Origin of the sequence: Siphonobacter aquaeclarae (genome assembly GCF_900103285.1) — a bacterium.
GTDB lineage: Bacteria > Bacteroidota > Bacteroidia > Cytophagales > Spirosomataceae > Siphonobacter > Siphonobacter aquaeclarae.
Genome location: NZ_FNGS01000005.1, coordinates 449,176 through 463,854 on the forward strand (window position 1 = coordinate 449,176; position 14,679 = coordinate 463,854).

At 52.6% G+C, this 14,679-nt stretch carries 12 protein-coding genes and 1 tRNA gene; 5 read left to right on the top strand and 8 right to left on the bottom strand.

Annotated elements, in window-relative coordinates:
- Positions 1-3 precede the first annotated feature (3 nt).
- The 4 genes from BLR09_RS15070 to BLR09_RS15085 all read right to left on the bottom strand — a co-directional run bounded on the left by BLR09_RS15070 (position 4) and on the right by BLR09_RS15085 (position 6,574).
- Entirely contained in the window at positions 4-1,650 is a 1,647-nt protein-coding gene (locus tag BLR09_RS15070) for a hypothetical protein (protein WP_093203843.1), read from the bottom strand.
- On the bottom strand, positions 1,647-3,953 hold the full coding sequence (locus BLR09_RS15075; RefSeq protein WP_093203845.1) for a fibronectin type III domain-containing protein: 2,307 nt from the start codon (positions 3,951-3,953) through the stop codon (positions 1,647-1,649). Before BLR09_RS15075 ends, BLR09_RS15070 begins: the two co-directional genes overlap by 4 nt.
- A gap of 26 nt (positions 3,954-3,979) precedes the next feature.
- Positions 3,980-4,609: a response regulator transcription factor gene (locus BLR09_RS15080; RefSeq protein ID WP_093203848.1), complete on the bottom strand. Its 630-nt coding sequence runs from the start codon at positions 4,607-4,609 to the stop codon at positions 3,980-3,982.
- Between the two features lie 66 nt (positions 4,610-4,675).
- Positions 4,676-6,574, bottom strand: coding sequence for an ATP-binding protein (locus BLR09_RS15085; protein ID WP_093203850.1), 1,899 nt, complete (start codon positions 6,572-6,574; stop codon positions 4,676-4,678).
- A 379-nt stretch (positions 6,575-6,953) separates the two neighbouring features.
- Between BLR09_RS15085 and BLR09_RS15090 the strand changes: the two genes are divergently transcribed.
- A complete protein-coding gene (locus tag BLR09_RS15090) occupies positions 6,954-7,478 on the top strand; it encodes a hypothetical protein (protein ID WP_143011105.1) in 525 nt (174 codons plus the stop codon).
- Positions 7,479-7,556: 78 nt separating this feature from the next.
- On the opposite strand, the gene BLR09_RS15095 is transcribed toward BLR09_RS15090, so the two are convergent.
- A complete protein-coding gene (locus BLR09_RS15095; protein ID WP_143011106.1) occupies positions 7,557-7,964 on the bottom strand; it encodes a response regulator in 408 nt (135 codons plus the stop codon).
- 482 nt (positions 7,965-8,446) lie between these two features.
- On the opposite strand from BLR09_RS15095, the gene BLR09_RS25715 reads away from it, so the two are divergent.
- From BLR09_RS25715 to BLR09_RS15110, 3 genes are all read left to right on the top strand, one after another.
- On the top strand, positions 8,447-8,782 hold the full coding sequence (locus BLR09_RS25715; RefSeq protein WP_143011107.1) for a T9SS type A sorting domain-containing protein: 336 nt from the start codon (positions 8,447-8,449) through the stop codon (positions 8,780-8,782).
- Positions 8,783-9,740: 958 nt separating this feature from the next.
- Positions 9,741-11,078: a hypothetical protein gene (locus tag BLR09_RS15105; RefSeq protein WP_143011108.1), complete on the top strand. Its 1,338-nt coding sequence runs from the start codon at positions 9,741-9,743 to the stop codon at positions 11,076-11,078.
- A 10-nt stretch (positions 11,079-11,088) separates the two neighbouring features.
- Positions 11,089-11,793 (top strand): hypothetical protein, encoded by a 705-nt coding sequence (locus tag BLR09_RS15110; RefSeq protein ID WP_218126662.1) that lies wholly within the window; start codon positions 11,089-11,091, stop codon positions 11,791-11,793.
- Between the two features lie 467 nt (positions 11,794-12,260).
- Here BLR09_RS15110 and BLR09_RS15115 read toward each other — a convergent pair whose 3' ends face one another.
- Both BLR09_RS15115 and BLR09_RS15120 read right to left on the bottom strand, forming a co-directional pair.
- The gene (locus BLR09_RS15115) at positions 12,261-12,746 is read right to left on the bottom strand and encodes a hypothetical protein (RefSeq protein ID WP_093203864.1); all 486 of its coding nucleotides are present in this window, start codon (positions 12,744-12,746) and stop codon (positions 12,261-12,263) included.
- A 181-nt stretch (positions 12,747-12,927) separates the two neighbouring features.
- Positions 12,928-13,000: transfer RNA gene (locus BLR09_RS15120), tRNA-Lys, on the bottom strand.
- Between the two features lie 73 nt (positions 13,001-13,073).
- Between BLR09_RS15120 and BLR09_RS15125 the strand changes: the two genes are divergently transcribed.
- The gene (locus tag BLR09_RS15125; RefSeq protein WP_093203866.1) at positions 13,074-13,799 is read left to right on the top strand and encodes an SH3 domain-containing protein; all 726 of its coding nucleotides are present in this window, start codon (positions 13,074-13,076) and stop codon (positions 13,797-13,799) included.
- Between the two features lie 12 nt (positions 13,800-13,811).
- Here BLR09_RS15125 and BLR09_RS15130 read toward each other — a convergent pair whose 3' ends face one another.
- Positions 13,812-14,627: an SDR family oxidoreductase gene (locus BLR09_RS15130; protein WP_093203869.1), complete on the bottom strand. Its 816-nt coding sequence runs from the start codon at positions 14,625-14,627 to the stop codon at positions 13,812-13,814.
- Positions 14,628-14,679: the final 52 nt, after the last annotated feature.

Genomic DNA, 14,679 nt, shown 5'->3' on the forward strand with positions numbered 1-14,679 from the left:
TCCTTAGAATTGAAGTGCATAGCCGAGAGAGGCCCGAAGCTCATCGAACGCCTGCCCGGCGATGCCCGTTTCCGTTTTGAGGTAGTTGCCCAGCAGAGTGGCCGTCTGCTTAGGTGTGACTTTGTACCCAAGCGACAGGTTCCCGGTCCGGATACTTCCCTGCCTGCCGTCCTGCTCGTTGACGAGGTAGCTCAGGTTCAGGGAGGTTGTCATTTTTTTCCGGAGAAAGGCCCTGTTTCCGCCGATAGTCGGCCCGTAAAATCGAAGTAATTGACCATCAGGAAGTTGTGTATGCGTATAGCTTACTACAGCGTTTATTCCCCACTGGCCGGGCGTTTGCGTCAGAAAATAGCCGATACTTCCGTTGGTATTGCGGTTTTCGGTAAAACGGGCGGTACGGGTATTGAGGTCCGTCAGTTGCTGGTAGGTCCCGGAGAGCGTCAGTTGGTGGTTAACAGATTCATTTTGAATAAGATAGCGCAGGTTGGCTGACGCAGAGAGGTTGTTCTGAGCCAGTTTCAGCGTGTCGATCACCGGTCGTAACCCGGCCTGCTGGGTAATGCCGTAGTTGGCGAACTGAATGTCCGCACCGAATCGCGGCGACGGATTCAGCGCCAGAACCAGGGAGCCGATCCGCCTGCCGGTCCGGGCGTTTTTATTGGCGGCAAGGTTATCCCGCTGAATACCATAGCTCCCGACGACGAGGATTTTACCGCCGGCGAGCGTCAACCCCGGAGAAACCGTATAGCTCTCGATATCGCTCTGAAAGTAGTAAGCGCCCATCGACTGAAAATTCGGGTCAATACGCTTGTACTGAAGTTTCAGGCTGAAAACCCGGTCTCTGTACGCAAGTCCCGCCTGCAAGGCCTGCGTCAGCTGCGAAGACAGGCGCGGCGTGAAAAACGGGCGGAATACCTTCAGCCAGACCGATTCTTCCAGATGTACTTCTTCCGACCGGATGTCCCGGGAATAGGCGCTCACAGCCCCGTCGAGCTCGCCGGATAGGCGCTTTCCGATGCGGAAACGGGAGGTTAATCCAAGTATCATGTTCTCGGCCGGTTGCAGCGTCACAGTCTCCGAAGAGACGGGGTTCGCAACAGACGACAACGCATCGCCGGCCTTCAGCATGACCAGGTCTACATAGCTGGTCGGCGAGCCATACCCTATTTTCACGCTGTAACCGGTTCGCTGGAAGGCCGGAATGACATCCGGGTTGACCAGATCGGTCTGAATCGCCTTGTTGAACCGCCCGTAGACGGCGCCCAGCCGGAGCTTGCCCGGGTTAAGTTCCACTCCGCCACCGAGAAAGGTATGCCCGGCCAGGGTAAAGGGCGAGAAGGTCACGTTCCGGTACCCGGCGTGCAGCGTAATCCATTTATACTGAGGCGATACGCCAAACTGGTTGAACGGCTGGCGGAAGCTGACGCCCTGATTGCCGACCGTCAGGGCAAACGGCAGGGATACGCCGCCGGGAAGGGACAAGGTTACCTGGCCGTTGATCCCGAACGGAGTCGTATTGTTGCGGGGTTCGATGCCGTGCGCCTGGTAGAGTCCGCCGTAGAGTTGCAGGCCGCCCGACAGGCGCACGGATTTCTGCGCCCAGGCCGGCGCGACAAGTCCCGTCAGTAGCAAAAACAGGTATCGTTTCATGGCTGTTTCAGCATGCGTTTCAGCGTAATACCCTGGTAATTCTGCATTTCGAGGACGTAGCTGCCTGGTTTCCAGGTATTGGTCGGCAGGTTGAAGGCCGTTCCCCGCCGGAGTGAAACCCGGTCATACCGGTACTGAATCCGTCCGGAAGCATCATACACACGGAGATCCACCTCCACAGAAGATTCTTCCGAACGAATCTGCACCAGATCAACGAACGGGTTAGGATATACGCGAATTTCGGTTGGTATAGGCGGACGGACGGATATGATCGTTTCGGGCGTCTTTGCCGACGCAACATTTGAGTAGCCCGAATAGCCATCAGCATTGAACGCCCGCACACGGAAATAATACGTTGTCTGTCCGACAAGTCCCAATACCGTGACTTTCAGGTTTTTCGTTTCGGAGATTTTGGTGAACGGGCCTCCGGCAGCCGTACTTTGTTCGATTTCAAAACCCGTCTCATTGGTAGAGTTTCGCTGCCAGCCGAGGTCGATCTGATCGGAATTCATGGCGGCGGCGCTAAGCGAGGACGGCGCTGCCGGCGGGTTTTTCGGAGGCGGTGAAGTCGTCGCACCCGCCACATTCGAATACCCCGATGCCCCCGCCTGGTTCACTGCCCGCACCCGGTAGTAGTATTTGGTGGATGCCGGAAGGCCGGTATTCGAAAACGTATTTGACTGACTATCTGCGATTTTCGAGAAGGAAATACCGTCTGTCGATCGCTCCGCTTCGAAACCCGTTTCGTTGTTCGAATTATCTGTCCAGCTGAGGTCAATCCGGGAAGAAGAGGCCGCGGTGGCTGACAAACCGGAAGGCGCGGCGGGTACCTGAACCGGAGGCGCTGACGTCGTCGCATTCGCTACGTTGGTATATCCGGATGCCCCCGCCTGGTTCACTGCCCTGACACGATAGTAGTATTTTGTCGACGCGGAAAGGCCCATGTTCGAAAACGTATTCGGTTGATTATCTGCGATTTTTGAGAAAGATACGCCGTCCGCAGACCGTTCGATCTCAAACCCGGTTTCGTTGTTTGAATTATCCGTCCAACTGAGGTCAATCCGGGAAGAAGATACCGCGGTGGCTGACAAACCGGAAGGCGCGGCGGGTACCTGAAGCGGAGGCGCCGATGTCGTCGCATTCGCTACGTTGGTATACCCGGACGGTCCGACATTGCTGACTGCCCGCACCCGGTAGTAGTATTTAGTGGAGGCAGCAAGGCCGGTATTGGAGAATGTATTTGCGGTGATGGTCGCAATTCCTGCAAAAGAAACGCCGTCGGTTGAGCGTTCTACTTCGAATCCGAGCTCATTTGCCGAATTGTCTGTCCAGCTCAGGTTGATTTGGGAGGAAGATACGGCAGTGGCTGCCAGATTCGTCGGAGCTGCGGGCGGTTGGGGCAGCGCCAGCGTCGTGGCATCCGCCACGTTGGTGGAAGCGCGTGAAATCTGGGTGCTCCTTCTGGCCCAAACCCGGTAATAGACCCGCGTACCGGCAGAAAGCCCGGTGTGGGAATAGGCAGTGGTGTTCGGTGGCACAGTGCCCAGGTCGGTAAAGGTATTTCCGTCCGCAGAGCGCTGGATCAGAAAATCCGTTTCGTTGCTCGAGTTGTCTACCCACTTCAGGTTAATCTGACCGGAAGAAACGGCTGTAGCGGTCAGGTCTGTCGGGGATCCGGGTACTGCGGCCAGGGTCGTCGCACAGAGCACATTCGACACATCTCCCGGATAGGGTTCGAAATACACCCGATAGCAATACTCCGTGTAGTCGAGCGGCACCGCCTGGTCTTCGTAGCTTTTGAGATTGGAGTCGTATTTGTAAATCGTTTCCCAGGCGCCATTTTGCCCCTGCCGCCGCTGGATAATCACGTTTCCGGCGTCTTTTCCTCCTTCTACCTGAAAAGTGATCCCAATCCATCCGGTGCCTTTGGCGTCGATCGACTTCATCACCGGAATCAGGGGAAGCACGCCGTCGGCGACGGACGAGTATGCGGAAAACGTCGAGGCCGTCCGGCGGGCCCGTACCCGGTAGTTGACCTGCGTTTGCTGCGTCAGGTTGTTGTCGGTGTAGGTGACGGTATTCGCTGCCACCTCGCCGATCTTTGTAAACTGGAGGTTGGTAAAGCCGAAAGCACGCTCAATTTCGAATGCCTCTTCGTTGGAGCTGTTATCTTTCCAGGTCAGGACGACCTGCCGGCTTCCGTTTACTTTCACCGCCAGGTTACCGGGCGCAGGAATCAGCACCTGCGCGGAGGCCATAGTGATCCACCCTATGCCCGCCAGAAGGGATAGCAGAAATTTCATAACAAGTAGTTGAAGGTTGAGCGGTATCAGACCAGCCCGTTGCGCAGGGCTTTGGTAATGGCCTCCCCTTTCGAGTTGACGTGCAGTTTCTGGTAAATGTGCAGAATATGCGTATGGACCGTTCCCAGGCTGATGTCGAGGTTGGCAGCGATGAGTTTGTAGCTATCGCCTGCTACCAGCCGGGCCAGTACTTCCTGTTCCTTTTCCGTCAGCAGGTACGGATTCTGCCTGGGCTTTGCCTGCTGGAAAGAGGCCATGACCTTCAGCGCGACTGAAGGCGTCATCGCTGCGCCGCCGGCATGGACCTCCCGGATGGCTTCGACGATTTTCTCGCCGGGTGTTTTTTTGAGGATGTACCCAACCGCGCCGGCAGCGATGGCGTCGAATATCTTGTCGGTATCTTCGTACGACGTCAGCATCAGAATCCGCACGTCCGGACAGGCTTCGCGGATCTTCCGGACCGCTTCGATTCCGGATACGCCAGGCATCTGAATATCCATCAGCACCACATCCGGTGAGTCTGACAATACACGCTCCACAGCCTGCCGGGCGTCCGGATACGTTCCTGTTACAGACATATCGCCATGCGCGGCCAGCAGCCAGGTAAGCGTTCCCCGGAACGAGTCGTTGTCTTCGAAAATAGCAGTCCGTATCATACGCCTGAGGATTTGATACAAAAGTAGCCGGTCCGCCTGTACGGGGCTATCATAGAAGTATATGAGTCAGACCGTCAGGGTAATCCGGGTACCGTTTGCGGAATCTATGTCCAGGTTTCCGCCGATTTCCGTGGCCCTGGTGCGCATGTTGCGGAGGCCGTTCCGGGACGTTACCTGCGCTGAATCAAAGCCTTTACCGTTGTCGGCAATCATCACCGTCAGTCTTTTTTCCCGCAGAAACTGCACCGATACTTCCGTCGCGCCGGAGTACTTGGCGGCGTTGTTCAGGGCTTCCTTGACAATGAGGTAGACACTGCGCCGGACTTCCATGCCGAGACCGGCGCCGTCCAGATCCGGCGCGGCGTCGATCGTCAGGCGGATGGACCGGGCGTCCATGAGCGGACGGGCGTATTCGCGCAGGCGGGCAACCACCCGCGCGAGGGAGTCGTTGCCCGGGTTGACGGTCCAGACGATGTCATCCATCGATTCGAGAATCTGCCGGGCATCGGTTTCGATCTTCCGGATCATCGGCGCGGCCATTTCCGTTTTCTTCTCCCGGATCTGCTGCTCCATGAGCGAGCTGAGGAGGGAAATACTGGAAAGCGTTCCGCCGATTTCGTCGTGCAGGTCAGCAGCTATTTTGTTACGCATGCGTTCGCTTTCTTCCAGGCGACGGACTTTCTGCCGGTTCAGCATCCATCCTGCGCCGAGACCGCCGGCCAGCAGCAGCAGCAGCCCGCCGCCCAGATAGCCCTGCTTGACGAGGCGCTGCTGGTCGGCTTCTTCCTTTTTCAATTTGTTGTCCTGCTGAAGAAGGCGGATCTGCTGTTCTTTTTTCTCCGTTTCATAGCGGGTAGTGAGTTCCTGAAGTTTCACTTCCCGTTCGATGTTCAGCAGTGAGTCCTTCATTTCCACCCATCTGCTCTGGTGAACAAAGGCCTCTCGGAACCGGCCCATTTCCGAATATAGCTGCGCATAGCCTTGATGAGTAATCTGAATGTCCTCGGCTTCTTTGAGCCTGACAGACAGCTTCATCTTACGGTCCAGCACATCCTCGGCCTTTCGATAAAGTTTGAGGTCCTGATACGCATTGACCAGATTGGTCAGCGTTGTGTTCAGGGCTTCCTGGCTTCCCAACTCGAGGCAGGTTTTTTCAGACAACAGAAAAGCATCCAATGCCTCCCGGTACTTCCCCATTTTTTCGTACATCCGGCCGATACTGACGAGGCAGTCATTCTCCAGCAGTGGATAGTTGGCTTTTCGCGCGGCTTTCAGGGCAGCCTGGTAGTGGTTGAGCGCTTCTGGCAGCAGTCCCATATCGTCGTACACATTGCCCATTCCGTTTTCAGTGATGGCTATCTGGGACGGATCTCCGTCTTTGCGGTTATAAGACAAGCTCTTTTCGTAATATCCCAGCGCTTTCCTGTACTGGCCGGTCGTTTTGAGATAATACCCCACTACGTTGTAAGGCTCTCCGGATAGTTTCGGGAGTTTGTATTTCTCAAAAACGGCAATCGACTGAAGCGCATACTGCATAGACTTCTCCGACTCCCCGAGGTCTTTGTACATGATGCTGATATTGTTGAGCGTTACCTGCAATCGCTGCTTCGGCAGGTTGTATTGCAGGCAGATACGGCGGCTTTCCTCGAAAAAATTCAGCGCTTTGCGGTGTTCGTCCTTGTGATACGCCACAGCTCCCCGCAGGTTAACACTCAAAAATTTTCCCAGCGGGTAATTCAACCGGTTGGCCAGAAGCCCCAGTTGCACGGCAATCGAATCCCCTTGCCGGGTATTCTCCTCCTGCTCCAGCAACATCCAGACGTAATTCACCATCCCCTGCACGTACAGGGTGTCTCTGGGATGTGTACGGAGGAAGGCTTCGAGGGAATCCCGGCTGGCGGGAACCTGAGCGCCGAGATCAAGCGTCCGGACAATCATGAAACTCAGCAGTAAAAAACGTTTCATATCTCAGGTTAAAGGAGTAGCGTGATACGCCGGTCAAGATAAGCAGGATCATTCAAAAACGCTTATCCGTTAGCACTTCCTGCTTTGTTCCGAATACCCTGCCCAATCAACCGGCGTGCCCGGCTCCGGACGACGCCTTATTTCACGGAAAGGAAACCGAAATACCGGCGATACCGGCTGACAAGTAATCGTCCGAAACGGCCGTTGGCTCATATACTTCTATGATACCCCCATGCCGGTTCAACGGCTAGGTTTGCATCCAATCCCCGGCGGTTGGCAGAGGCCTTCATTTCCTGATCTGTCTGCTTCCTATATCCGGCTTCAACCTTCCTTTTTTTCACGCAGGGCACAGGAAACGCCCAGCAAAATCATCACCCAAATGACTTCTACTATTCTGACAAACAGCCTGTTATCTCTCCGCCGTTTCGTTTCACCCTTCAAACCTGCGCTTGTATGCAGGCCGGCTTCTGCGTTGCTTCTGCTGCTTGCGCTATCATCTTCCTGCGCCAAAAAAGACGACGACGGATCGGGAGGTACCGGGCCGGAAAAAACGGGAACATTCAAAATTGACGGCGTGAGTTACAAGGGTAAAACAAGTATCGTAACGATCGGCGGCATCTATTCCGTATCCTGCCAGCAGGACGAACCGTACAAGCTCCTCCAGGTGCACTTCGGCAGCAAGGAAGAAGCCGAAAGGGGCGGCACATTCAACGTACGGGATTTCGGATTAAGCAGCATCAAAGACGAAGTCGAAGTCGGCGTAGACGGACTTACATTCGATCCGGACGGGACCTATTCCGTAGCCGTAAAGAACAAAAAAATAACGATGACCAATGTGAAGCTGATTCAAACCGGACAAGGCGGAAAGAAGCCGGTGATTAATGAGGCGACGATTGAGTTTTAGGATAGCCAATGAATAAAGCCGGGCTGTTGGTCCGGCTTTATTCGTGATGTGTCATTTCATGAACCGGTATCGGCTGTTTTATTCTCCTGAGGCTAACCAGGCCGCGCATTTTATCAGGAATTCGCCAAGGTAAACACGCCGGTGCGAAAGCGCGAGCGTCAGCGCATGGGTAATCTCCTCCGTCGGCGCGTTCCTGGCGAGAAAACCGCTGTCGCCCAACCTGATAAACGGCAGCGCATATACGTTTTCGTCGAGCCGTGTAAAAACCAGTACCGGTATACGGGGCTGCAACGCCCTGAATATGTGGATGATCCCGATAGGATCACATCCGGCTACAGCGATATCCAGGAGTATCAGGTCAAAATGCTGCGCCTGAAGGGCATTGGTTGCCTCCTCCAGTGAGAAGACCGCAACGCACTCCGTCCCGGCAAAAGACGCGCCAGCAACTGCCGCAGGGCAGCTTCCATAATCGGATAGTCGCTTCATCAGTTTGTTCCGGCGGTATTGAAACAGACTGAAAAGCTGGCGCTGTGCGGCGAAAAAAAGGAGTAGCAAATATGCGACACTCTCGCAACCTGCTGTATTTTTTTTTGCGCGGAGACATGCAGACCCCGAAGGGGTCGAACGCCGGTAACCCGGGGCATGGCCCAGGGATCCAAGGCCGGGAAAATACCCCGGGCTAAGCGCCCGGGGATATTAGCGTTTGACCCCTTCGGGGTCTGGGAAGTACTCGGCAGGCAGCCCCGTCTGTTTCGGGCACTGCCACCGGCAAAGACGTAATCCTGGCTTGGGAAACGCAATCCGAGCAGGCTAATGCCCTGTTTGACATACAGCATTCTACAGACGCGTATACCTTCGAAACCGTTGGTACCGTAAACGGAGCAGGTACTACGCCACAAAAGCGGAGCTATCGGTTTACACACAAACCCACAACAACCAATACGCGGCACTATTACCGGCTGAAACAGGTGGATGCCGACGGGACTTACAGTTTTAGCAGGGTGGCGGCCGTGCAGCTGGAAGGCTATGTCGGCATCCACCTGTCCCTTTCCGGACACCCGTCTAACAAGACAGAAATTGAGTTGCTGATTGAGTATGGCGATCCGTCGCTGGCTGCTGCCGCTGCAACGGTGGAACTCAGGGACCTGCAGGGCCGCTTACAGACCCGGCAACAGGTTGACCTGATTAATGGTACAAACCGAGTCCGAATCCCTGCTTCCGGTCTGTCTCCCGGCACTTACCTGATCCAGGTCCGGAATGCAAGTCTGGCGCATCCTTTATCTCTGAGGGCGGTCAAACAATAGCCGGGTTTCCGGACAGGCGGAACCTGAGGTTCCGCCTGTCCGGAGAGATTGTCGCGATGAAAGGCCTTTTTAGCAGCATTGAGGGCTGTTTACCGGACTCCTTACTGTATCGGACGCAGGGAAAATCGGTTCGTCAACGCGGAAAGCGTTTCTTTTTTCAGTACTTGAGAGTACGTCGAGCATTGAAGTCAAATGAATAAAGAAAGCTTGGATAAGGCGATAAACAAAAAACGGCAATATGAGCTTCAAACCTATACATAACATTTTCCATATGATCGTGCAAGGCTGGAGTTTTGCATGGGGATAGTCCGTCAGGATTTGGACGATGAGCTTGCAGAAAAGATAATCGAGTTATTCACCGTATCCCGGCAAACGATCCGAAACATATGTTTTGCAGAGTTTTGAGGTATCCTTTTTTGCGCGCAACCCCCTCCTGCAATTTGAGGGGATCCTATATCTGCCGCATCGCAATGTACTTCATCACAGCATAGACCACTTCATATACGAGTCGCCGGACATCTAGCCCCGGCTAAAATGCAGAGAAAAAACTCTTCTCCCTGTGTTTTTCCCCGTTCCTTTGGACCCAGTCTATTGAATTAACAACTATAGGCCGGTCTGGACACCGTGAGGATTATGTAGAGCGGAAATAAAAGTCACCTGGCTCAGTGGATATCTTATTACAAGAATACTGGTAAACTATGGGATAAAATACCCTCAAAATATAAATAGGATATTTTGAGGAATATATCGCGGCAAAGCCGCTCTATCTTGTATCTTTTGAAGGCAGTAGGTTACATTTCGACTTCCCGATTGATATTAGGCCAGCGTCCGCCAGGATGAACATATCAACCCAATCAAAAACTATCAAGATGTACAATCTCAATCCAACCAATGATGCTGTACTTGGTTCCAATCCAACCCCATCACCCACCCGGTCGCGAGGTACCTTGCCCTTGCCGTGGGTCTCTATTTCCTCGCCGGTTGTGAGAAAATAGAAATGCAAACCGAACCAGCCGATAAGGTCCAGATGGCAAGCGGCCGGGAAGATTACCTGCCCACTACGGCGAAGGAAAAAGAACTGGTCGTTAACCTTCAAAAGACGACGGAGGTGCTCAAAAAACTCTACATTGACACCAAGAACCTTACCGTTGTCAATGCCTCCGTTGCCACACAGGTTTATACAGACGAGTCCATCTTGCTAAAAGACCTGATCCATCCGCAGAACAGCCGGCTCAACAATAGCAAGCGGTTCAAAGAGTTGATGAGCCGCAACAACCTGGAGCTATCCTATTTTACGGATAACTTCTGGAAAGTTGCCCGTTTGATGAGTGACAGCGCTTATCTCAACTTCCTGAATTCGCTCAATGAACCTGCGGCAGTAACCTCACCAAAGCGTTCCGGACGAACGGGCAGTGAGTCGTCGCAAGTACCACAGGTTTCCATTTATTGCCCTTATTCGCAGCTGGAGGAAAAGCCGAAGAACATGGATTTCTTTTATGAAATCACCGAACAGGTTGCTTCCGTTGTAACGGCTACCGCTGATGCAGACCAGGGTACCGGCTACCGTCCGGTACGTGATGAAAACGGCAACTTTATCCGTTACGACGAAGTGTTGGTAGATGACAACTACTGTGCCAACAACCCCACTCAAATCATTGGCGTAAATGGAATCGAACCCTATGATCTGCCTCCGTCGACCATGTCTGCCTTTGTACCAGGCACTCCTGTAGATCTTCCCGGAATTACCCGCGAGGTAAAGCAAGTATATGTCGGTGACGTAAAATGTAAGCGGCAATTCGACAAGCTCATTAGCTTTACAGGTAATGGCGGTGGTTCGGAGATTCGTTTTACCCGGGCTGACGGTTACTTAAAAATGAATGATGGGCAGGTAACTGCCGATATGTTCCTGGTAGGCAGTCAAACCATCAGCCGCCGCAACATACGCAATGAAAATTGGGTAGCGTACGCTGCCGAATGGGACGGCGATTGGGAAGATGCCAACAAACAAGAGAACATCGCGATCTATGAAGAAGATAACCGGAACACTTCCGAATTTTCGGGACAGGTTTCCACAACGCTAAAGATAGATAGCCTGGGCAGTGTGCAGATCGGTCCTATTGGGTTCAAGATAAACTACAAATCCGATGACTACATTATCCTTCAAAACAATCTGAACAGGGACACTTTTTTCTCCCTGAACCGGATCGATCTGGAGGGTGAGATGAAGGACGGATGGCCGGTACGGAGTAAAAATGGCGATGTGTCTTTTACTTTAAATGACCGAACCTTCTATTAATTTTCCGGAAATGGCTGAGCTGAAAATGCTCAGCTATTTCTTCTGTTTAACATCCGGCCCTATGAAACGAATCCTGCTCCTTCTACTCGCAATTGTTCCATTTGCCTCCACCTTCTCCCAAAGCAAAGACATCTTGTCAGTTAAGGTGAACTATGGGCTCAATGGAAATTTCTTCGTAAAACAATACGATGAATTATCCGGCACACCCAACAAGACTTTCCTCTACAAAAAAGATTTCCTGGGTACCATATCAGGAGCCGATCTTGCGGTCCGGATAGGCAAGAACAGTGAACTTGGCATTGCTTACTCCAGGAGCATAAATAAACGGGAGCGGAGTTATAGCGGTACTATTTCAGGGGTCCAAGTAAGTGTAATTGATTTCAGCAACCGGCATATTAATAACTTCTACCAACTTTACTACCAGCGATCTTTAAAACGAGTTAACGATACCTTTAAATTTCAGTTAGGCGGCATCTATGCCCAGATGAACCAACAGGAAATCGAAATCAGCAACTACTTAAACGAGATCAGGGTCGAAGAAAGGAACTTCAAAAACAGCAATCTGGAAGAGCTCGGCCTGGCTGCAGGAGTAGAATACCAACGAAAAATCGATACGCATTTTGATCTCGGACTGCAAGTAAAGGCCTACTATCTGATTACAGTCGAAACACTGGAAGCCATCACTCTTACGCCTACACTGACCTATCGATTCTAAAGAAGCAAGCAATCACTTTGGTTTGGGGATTGCTTCAAAATTATCTGTCCATTCCCTGGCTTTTCTGTACCCAGCGGTAACCTTTTCTTGCCACATCGGCAACGGACCGAAAGTGTATCCGCTGCCTTTCGCATTTGCTCCATAATAGTCTTACACTACCGCAAACAGGCCGCGACTTCAGAGCAACAGGGCCTTCCACCACAATGTCCGTGTGACATTGTTATGTCTTGCCGATGGTGGCAAAACACGCCATCCTCCCGGTTTTGGCTGAAACCGATCTTTTCTTTCGCTCCAATAAAGGCCGCTATTTCAGGCCCGAAATCGGGCCATTACAGGTAAGCTTTTAGTACCTGTAAACACGCTTTTCCGGATGAAAGGAAGACCTGCTTATCGATCCCTGCTGGACCTGGATTACGAGGCTGCTGCGCCCGGCCGGAACCTGCCGGAGCCCCTCCAGGCAGGAACGATCAGGCTGCGATCAACGCATAAAAATTGCGACGCCTTAAAGCCGCTGGACATACCCGATTACATGGTCCCGGAACATGGGCCGGCCGAAGCCATCCAACATCTGCTGACCGAATTGATTGACCGCGAGAAAAGAGCACCAGATTCTGCTGTCGGCGGTGACGTCCATACCGGAAATTCGGCGCCGCTATGTCCCAGGCGGCAACCGGGTTCAGAGGGGCGGCAGCATAGCCGATATTCAGCTGCGCGTTATTGAGGTAATCGACCGTAATAATCCGGCTGGTATTAGTCACGAAATAATAATTGGGATAGGGATTATCATAGAAGATACACTGGGCAATATATGTTTCAGAAGTCTGACTGTTATACAGCACTGGCCAGGATTGCTGACCGTTGCTGCTCCCTCCGGCAAATCCCATAATTCCTTCGCCATTCCGGCAATTGTAACCCGCAACGGCTGAGCCTTGCTGGTTGGCTTCTTTTTCCACCGGGTAATTATTGAGGAATTTCCGGGCAAAATCCTCTATGCCCCATCTACGGTATTGGTCGACATGGAGCAGCTCGTGCGTCCAGTGGCAAATACTGGCATTATAGGAACCGTGAGTACCTGAAAATCAGGCCTATAAAAACAAAAAGCGCCCTTTTGAGGCGCTTTCCTTTAACTACTTGTGATTCCGCTGGGATTCGAACCCAGGACCCATACATTAAAAGTGTATTGCTCTACCAGCTGAGCTACAGAATCGTTACCTTTGCTTGACAGATTGTCTTTCTGTTTTTGCGAGTGCAAAAGTAGGGTTATTTAGAGCCGAAAGCAAGTGGCAAGCCTCAAAAAAGTTACATTTTTTTTCTTTTTCCTGTCGATTTTCGTTCAATCCGCTGACGCTCAGAATGTACGTCTTGCTGAAGCCGATTCCCTTTTCCGTTCCCACAGCTTCTGGAAAGCAACTACAGCATATGAAGATGTCCTCGCGAAGACGCCGCGTATCGCGCCGACAGTTTACCTCAAGCTGGCCTTTCTCCATGAACAACGAAAAGACTGGCTGAAGGAACAGTACTACCTGAACCTTTACTACGAACAGGTCCCGGACGAGCGCGTTCTTCAGCGCATGAACGAAATCGCCCGTACCCAAAGCTGGAAAGGCTACGAACTGGATGATTTTAACCTGCTCGTACTACTTTTCAAGCAATATTCCGGCTACCTGATTGGCGTTTTACTGGTACTCGGTACTTATGTCTTTATCGTATTGTTGTCGAAACTGGTGAAGAAGCAGTACATACCTTTTCGACACAAGGCTATCTTCTTTTTCTATTGGCTGGGAGTAGCGCTCCTCGTCAACCTGCCGGGTCGCTACCGGCAGGTGATCATCCGCAACCCCGATACCATCCTGCGACAGGACCCCTCCGGCGGCGCTTTGCCTACCGAAGTAGTCACCGAAGGGCATCGCCTTAAAGTACTTGGGAAATCCGATATCTGGTACCAGGTATTATGGGACAACCGGCTGGCGTATGTCAAGGCAGCCGACGTATGGGTGGTCCGGTGACGTCTCCTCCGCTCAAGACCGCTTGCGGAGCGGTGAATTGGCTTCTTTCGCCAGTTCGTTATACACCATTTTGTCCATAAACCCGGGGAACAGCTTGTTCAGGAAGACCGTCAGTTTTCCCTGTGTGGTGAGAACGAGTTCCCGCTTGCGATTCACAACGGCCTTGTAGAGATGTGTAGCAACTTCTTCCGCCGACATCATCCTGTCCTCGTCACGCATGGTTTCGCCTGTTTGCGAGCCGTCTTTACCGAGAGACGCAAACCGGATATTCGAAGCGGTGAACCCCGGGGCCGCCGTCAGCACATGGACGCCTGAATACAGTAATTCCGTCCGTAACGCCTCCAGAAATCCATTCAGCGCGAATTTGGACGCCGAGTACCCGCACCGCACCGGAAGCCCGCGGTAACCGGCAATCGACGAAATCCCGACGATACTTCCCTTCGATTCCAGCAAATGAGGCAAGGCGGCTTTCGTCGCATAAACGGCTCCGAAAAAATTAATGTCCATGACCTGCCGGATTACTTCCGGATCGAGGTCTTCAAACATTGCCCGCATGGAGATACCGGCATTATTGATGAGTACGTCCAGCCGGCCATATTTTGCAAGCGTTCGGGAGACGACTAATTCGTTGTCTGCCTGCGCGCTAACATCAGCCGTAACAGCCAGGTAATCAATACCTTCCCGGGTTAATTCGGCACCGACTTCCGCGAGTTTGCCCGCATCACGACCCGTAATTACAATCTTACTGCCTTTTCTGCCGAACTCCAGTGCCAGAGCCCGGCCAATACCGGACGAGCCGCCGGTGATCAAAACAACTTTATCTTTCATGAATATGCTCTTTCGCAAAAGGCGTAAAAATGCGGCTTTTTCGCGGAAGAAC

Coding starts and splice junctions, on each gene's coding strand:
- BLR09_RS15070 (WP_093203843.1), bottom strand. CDS start 1,650: ATGAAACGATACCTGTTTTTGCTACTGACGGGACTTGTCGCGCCGGCC.
- BLR09_RS15075 (WP_093203845.1), bottom strand. CDS start 3,953: ATGAAATTTCTGCTATCCCTTCTGGCGGGCATAGGGTGGATCACTATG.
- BLR09_RS15080 (WP_093203848.1), bottom strand. CDS start 4,609: ATGATACGGACTGCTATTTTCGAAGACAACGACTCGTTCCGGGGAACG.
- BLR09_RS15085 (WP_093203850.1), bottom strand. CDS start 6,574: ATGAAACGTTTTTTACTGCTGAGTTTCATGATTGTCCGGACGCTTGAT.
- BLR09_RS15090 (WP_143011105.1), top strand. CDS start 6,954: ATGACTTCTACTATTCTGACAAACAGCCTGTTATCTCTCCGCCGTTTC.
- BLR09_RS15095 (WP_143011106.1), bottom strand. CDS start 7,964: ATGAAGCGACTATCCGATTATGGAAGCTGCCCTGCGGCAGTTGCTGGC.
- BLR09_RS15110 (WP_218126662.1), top strand. CDS start 11,089: ATGGCTGAGCTGAAAATGCTCAGCTATTTCTTCTGTTTAACATCCGGC.
- BLR09_RS15130 (WP_093203869.1), bottom strand. CDS start 14,627: ATGAAAGATAAAGTTGTTTTGATCACCGGCGGCTCGTCCGGTATTGGC.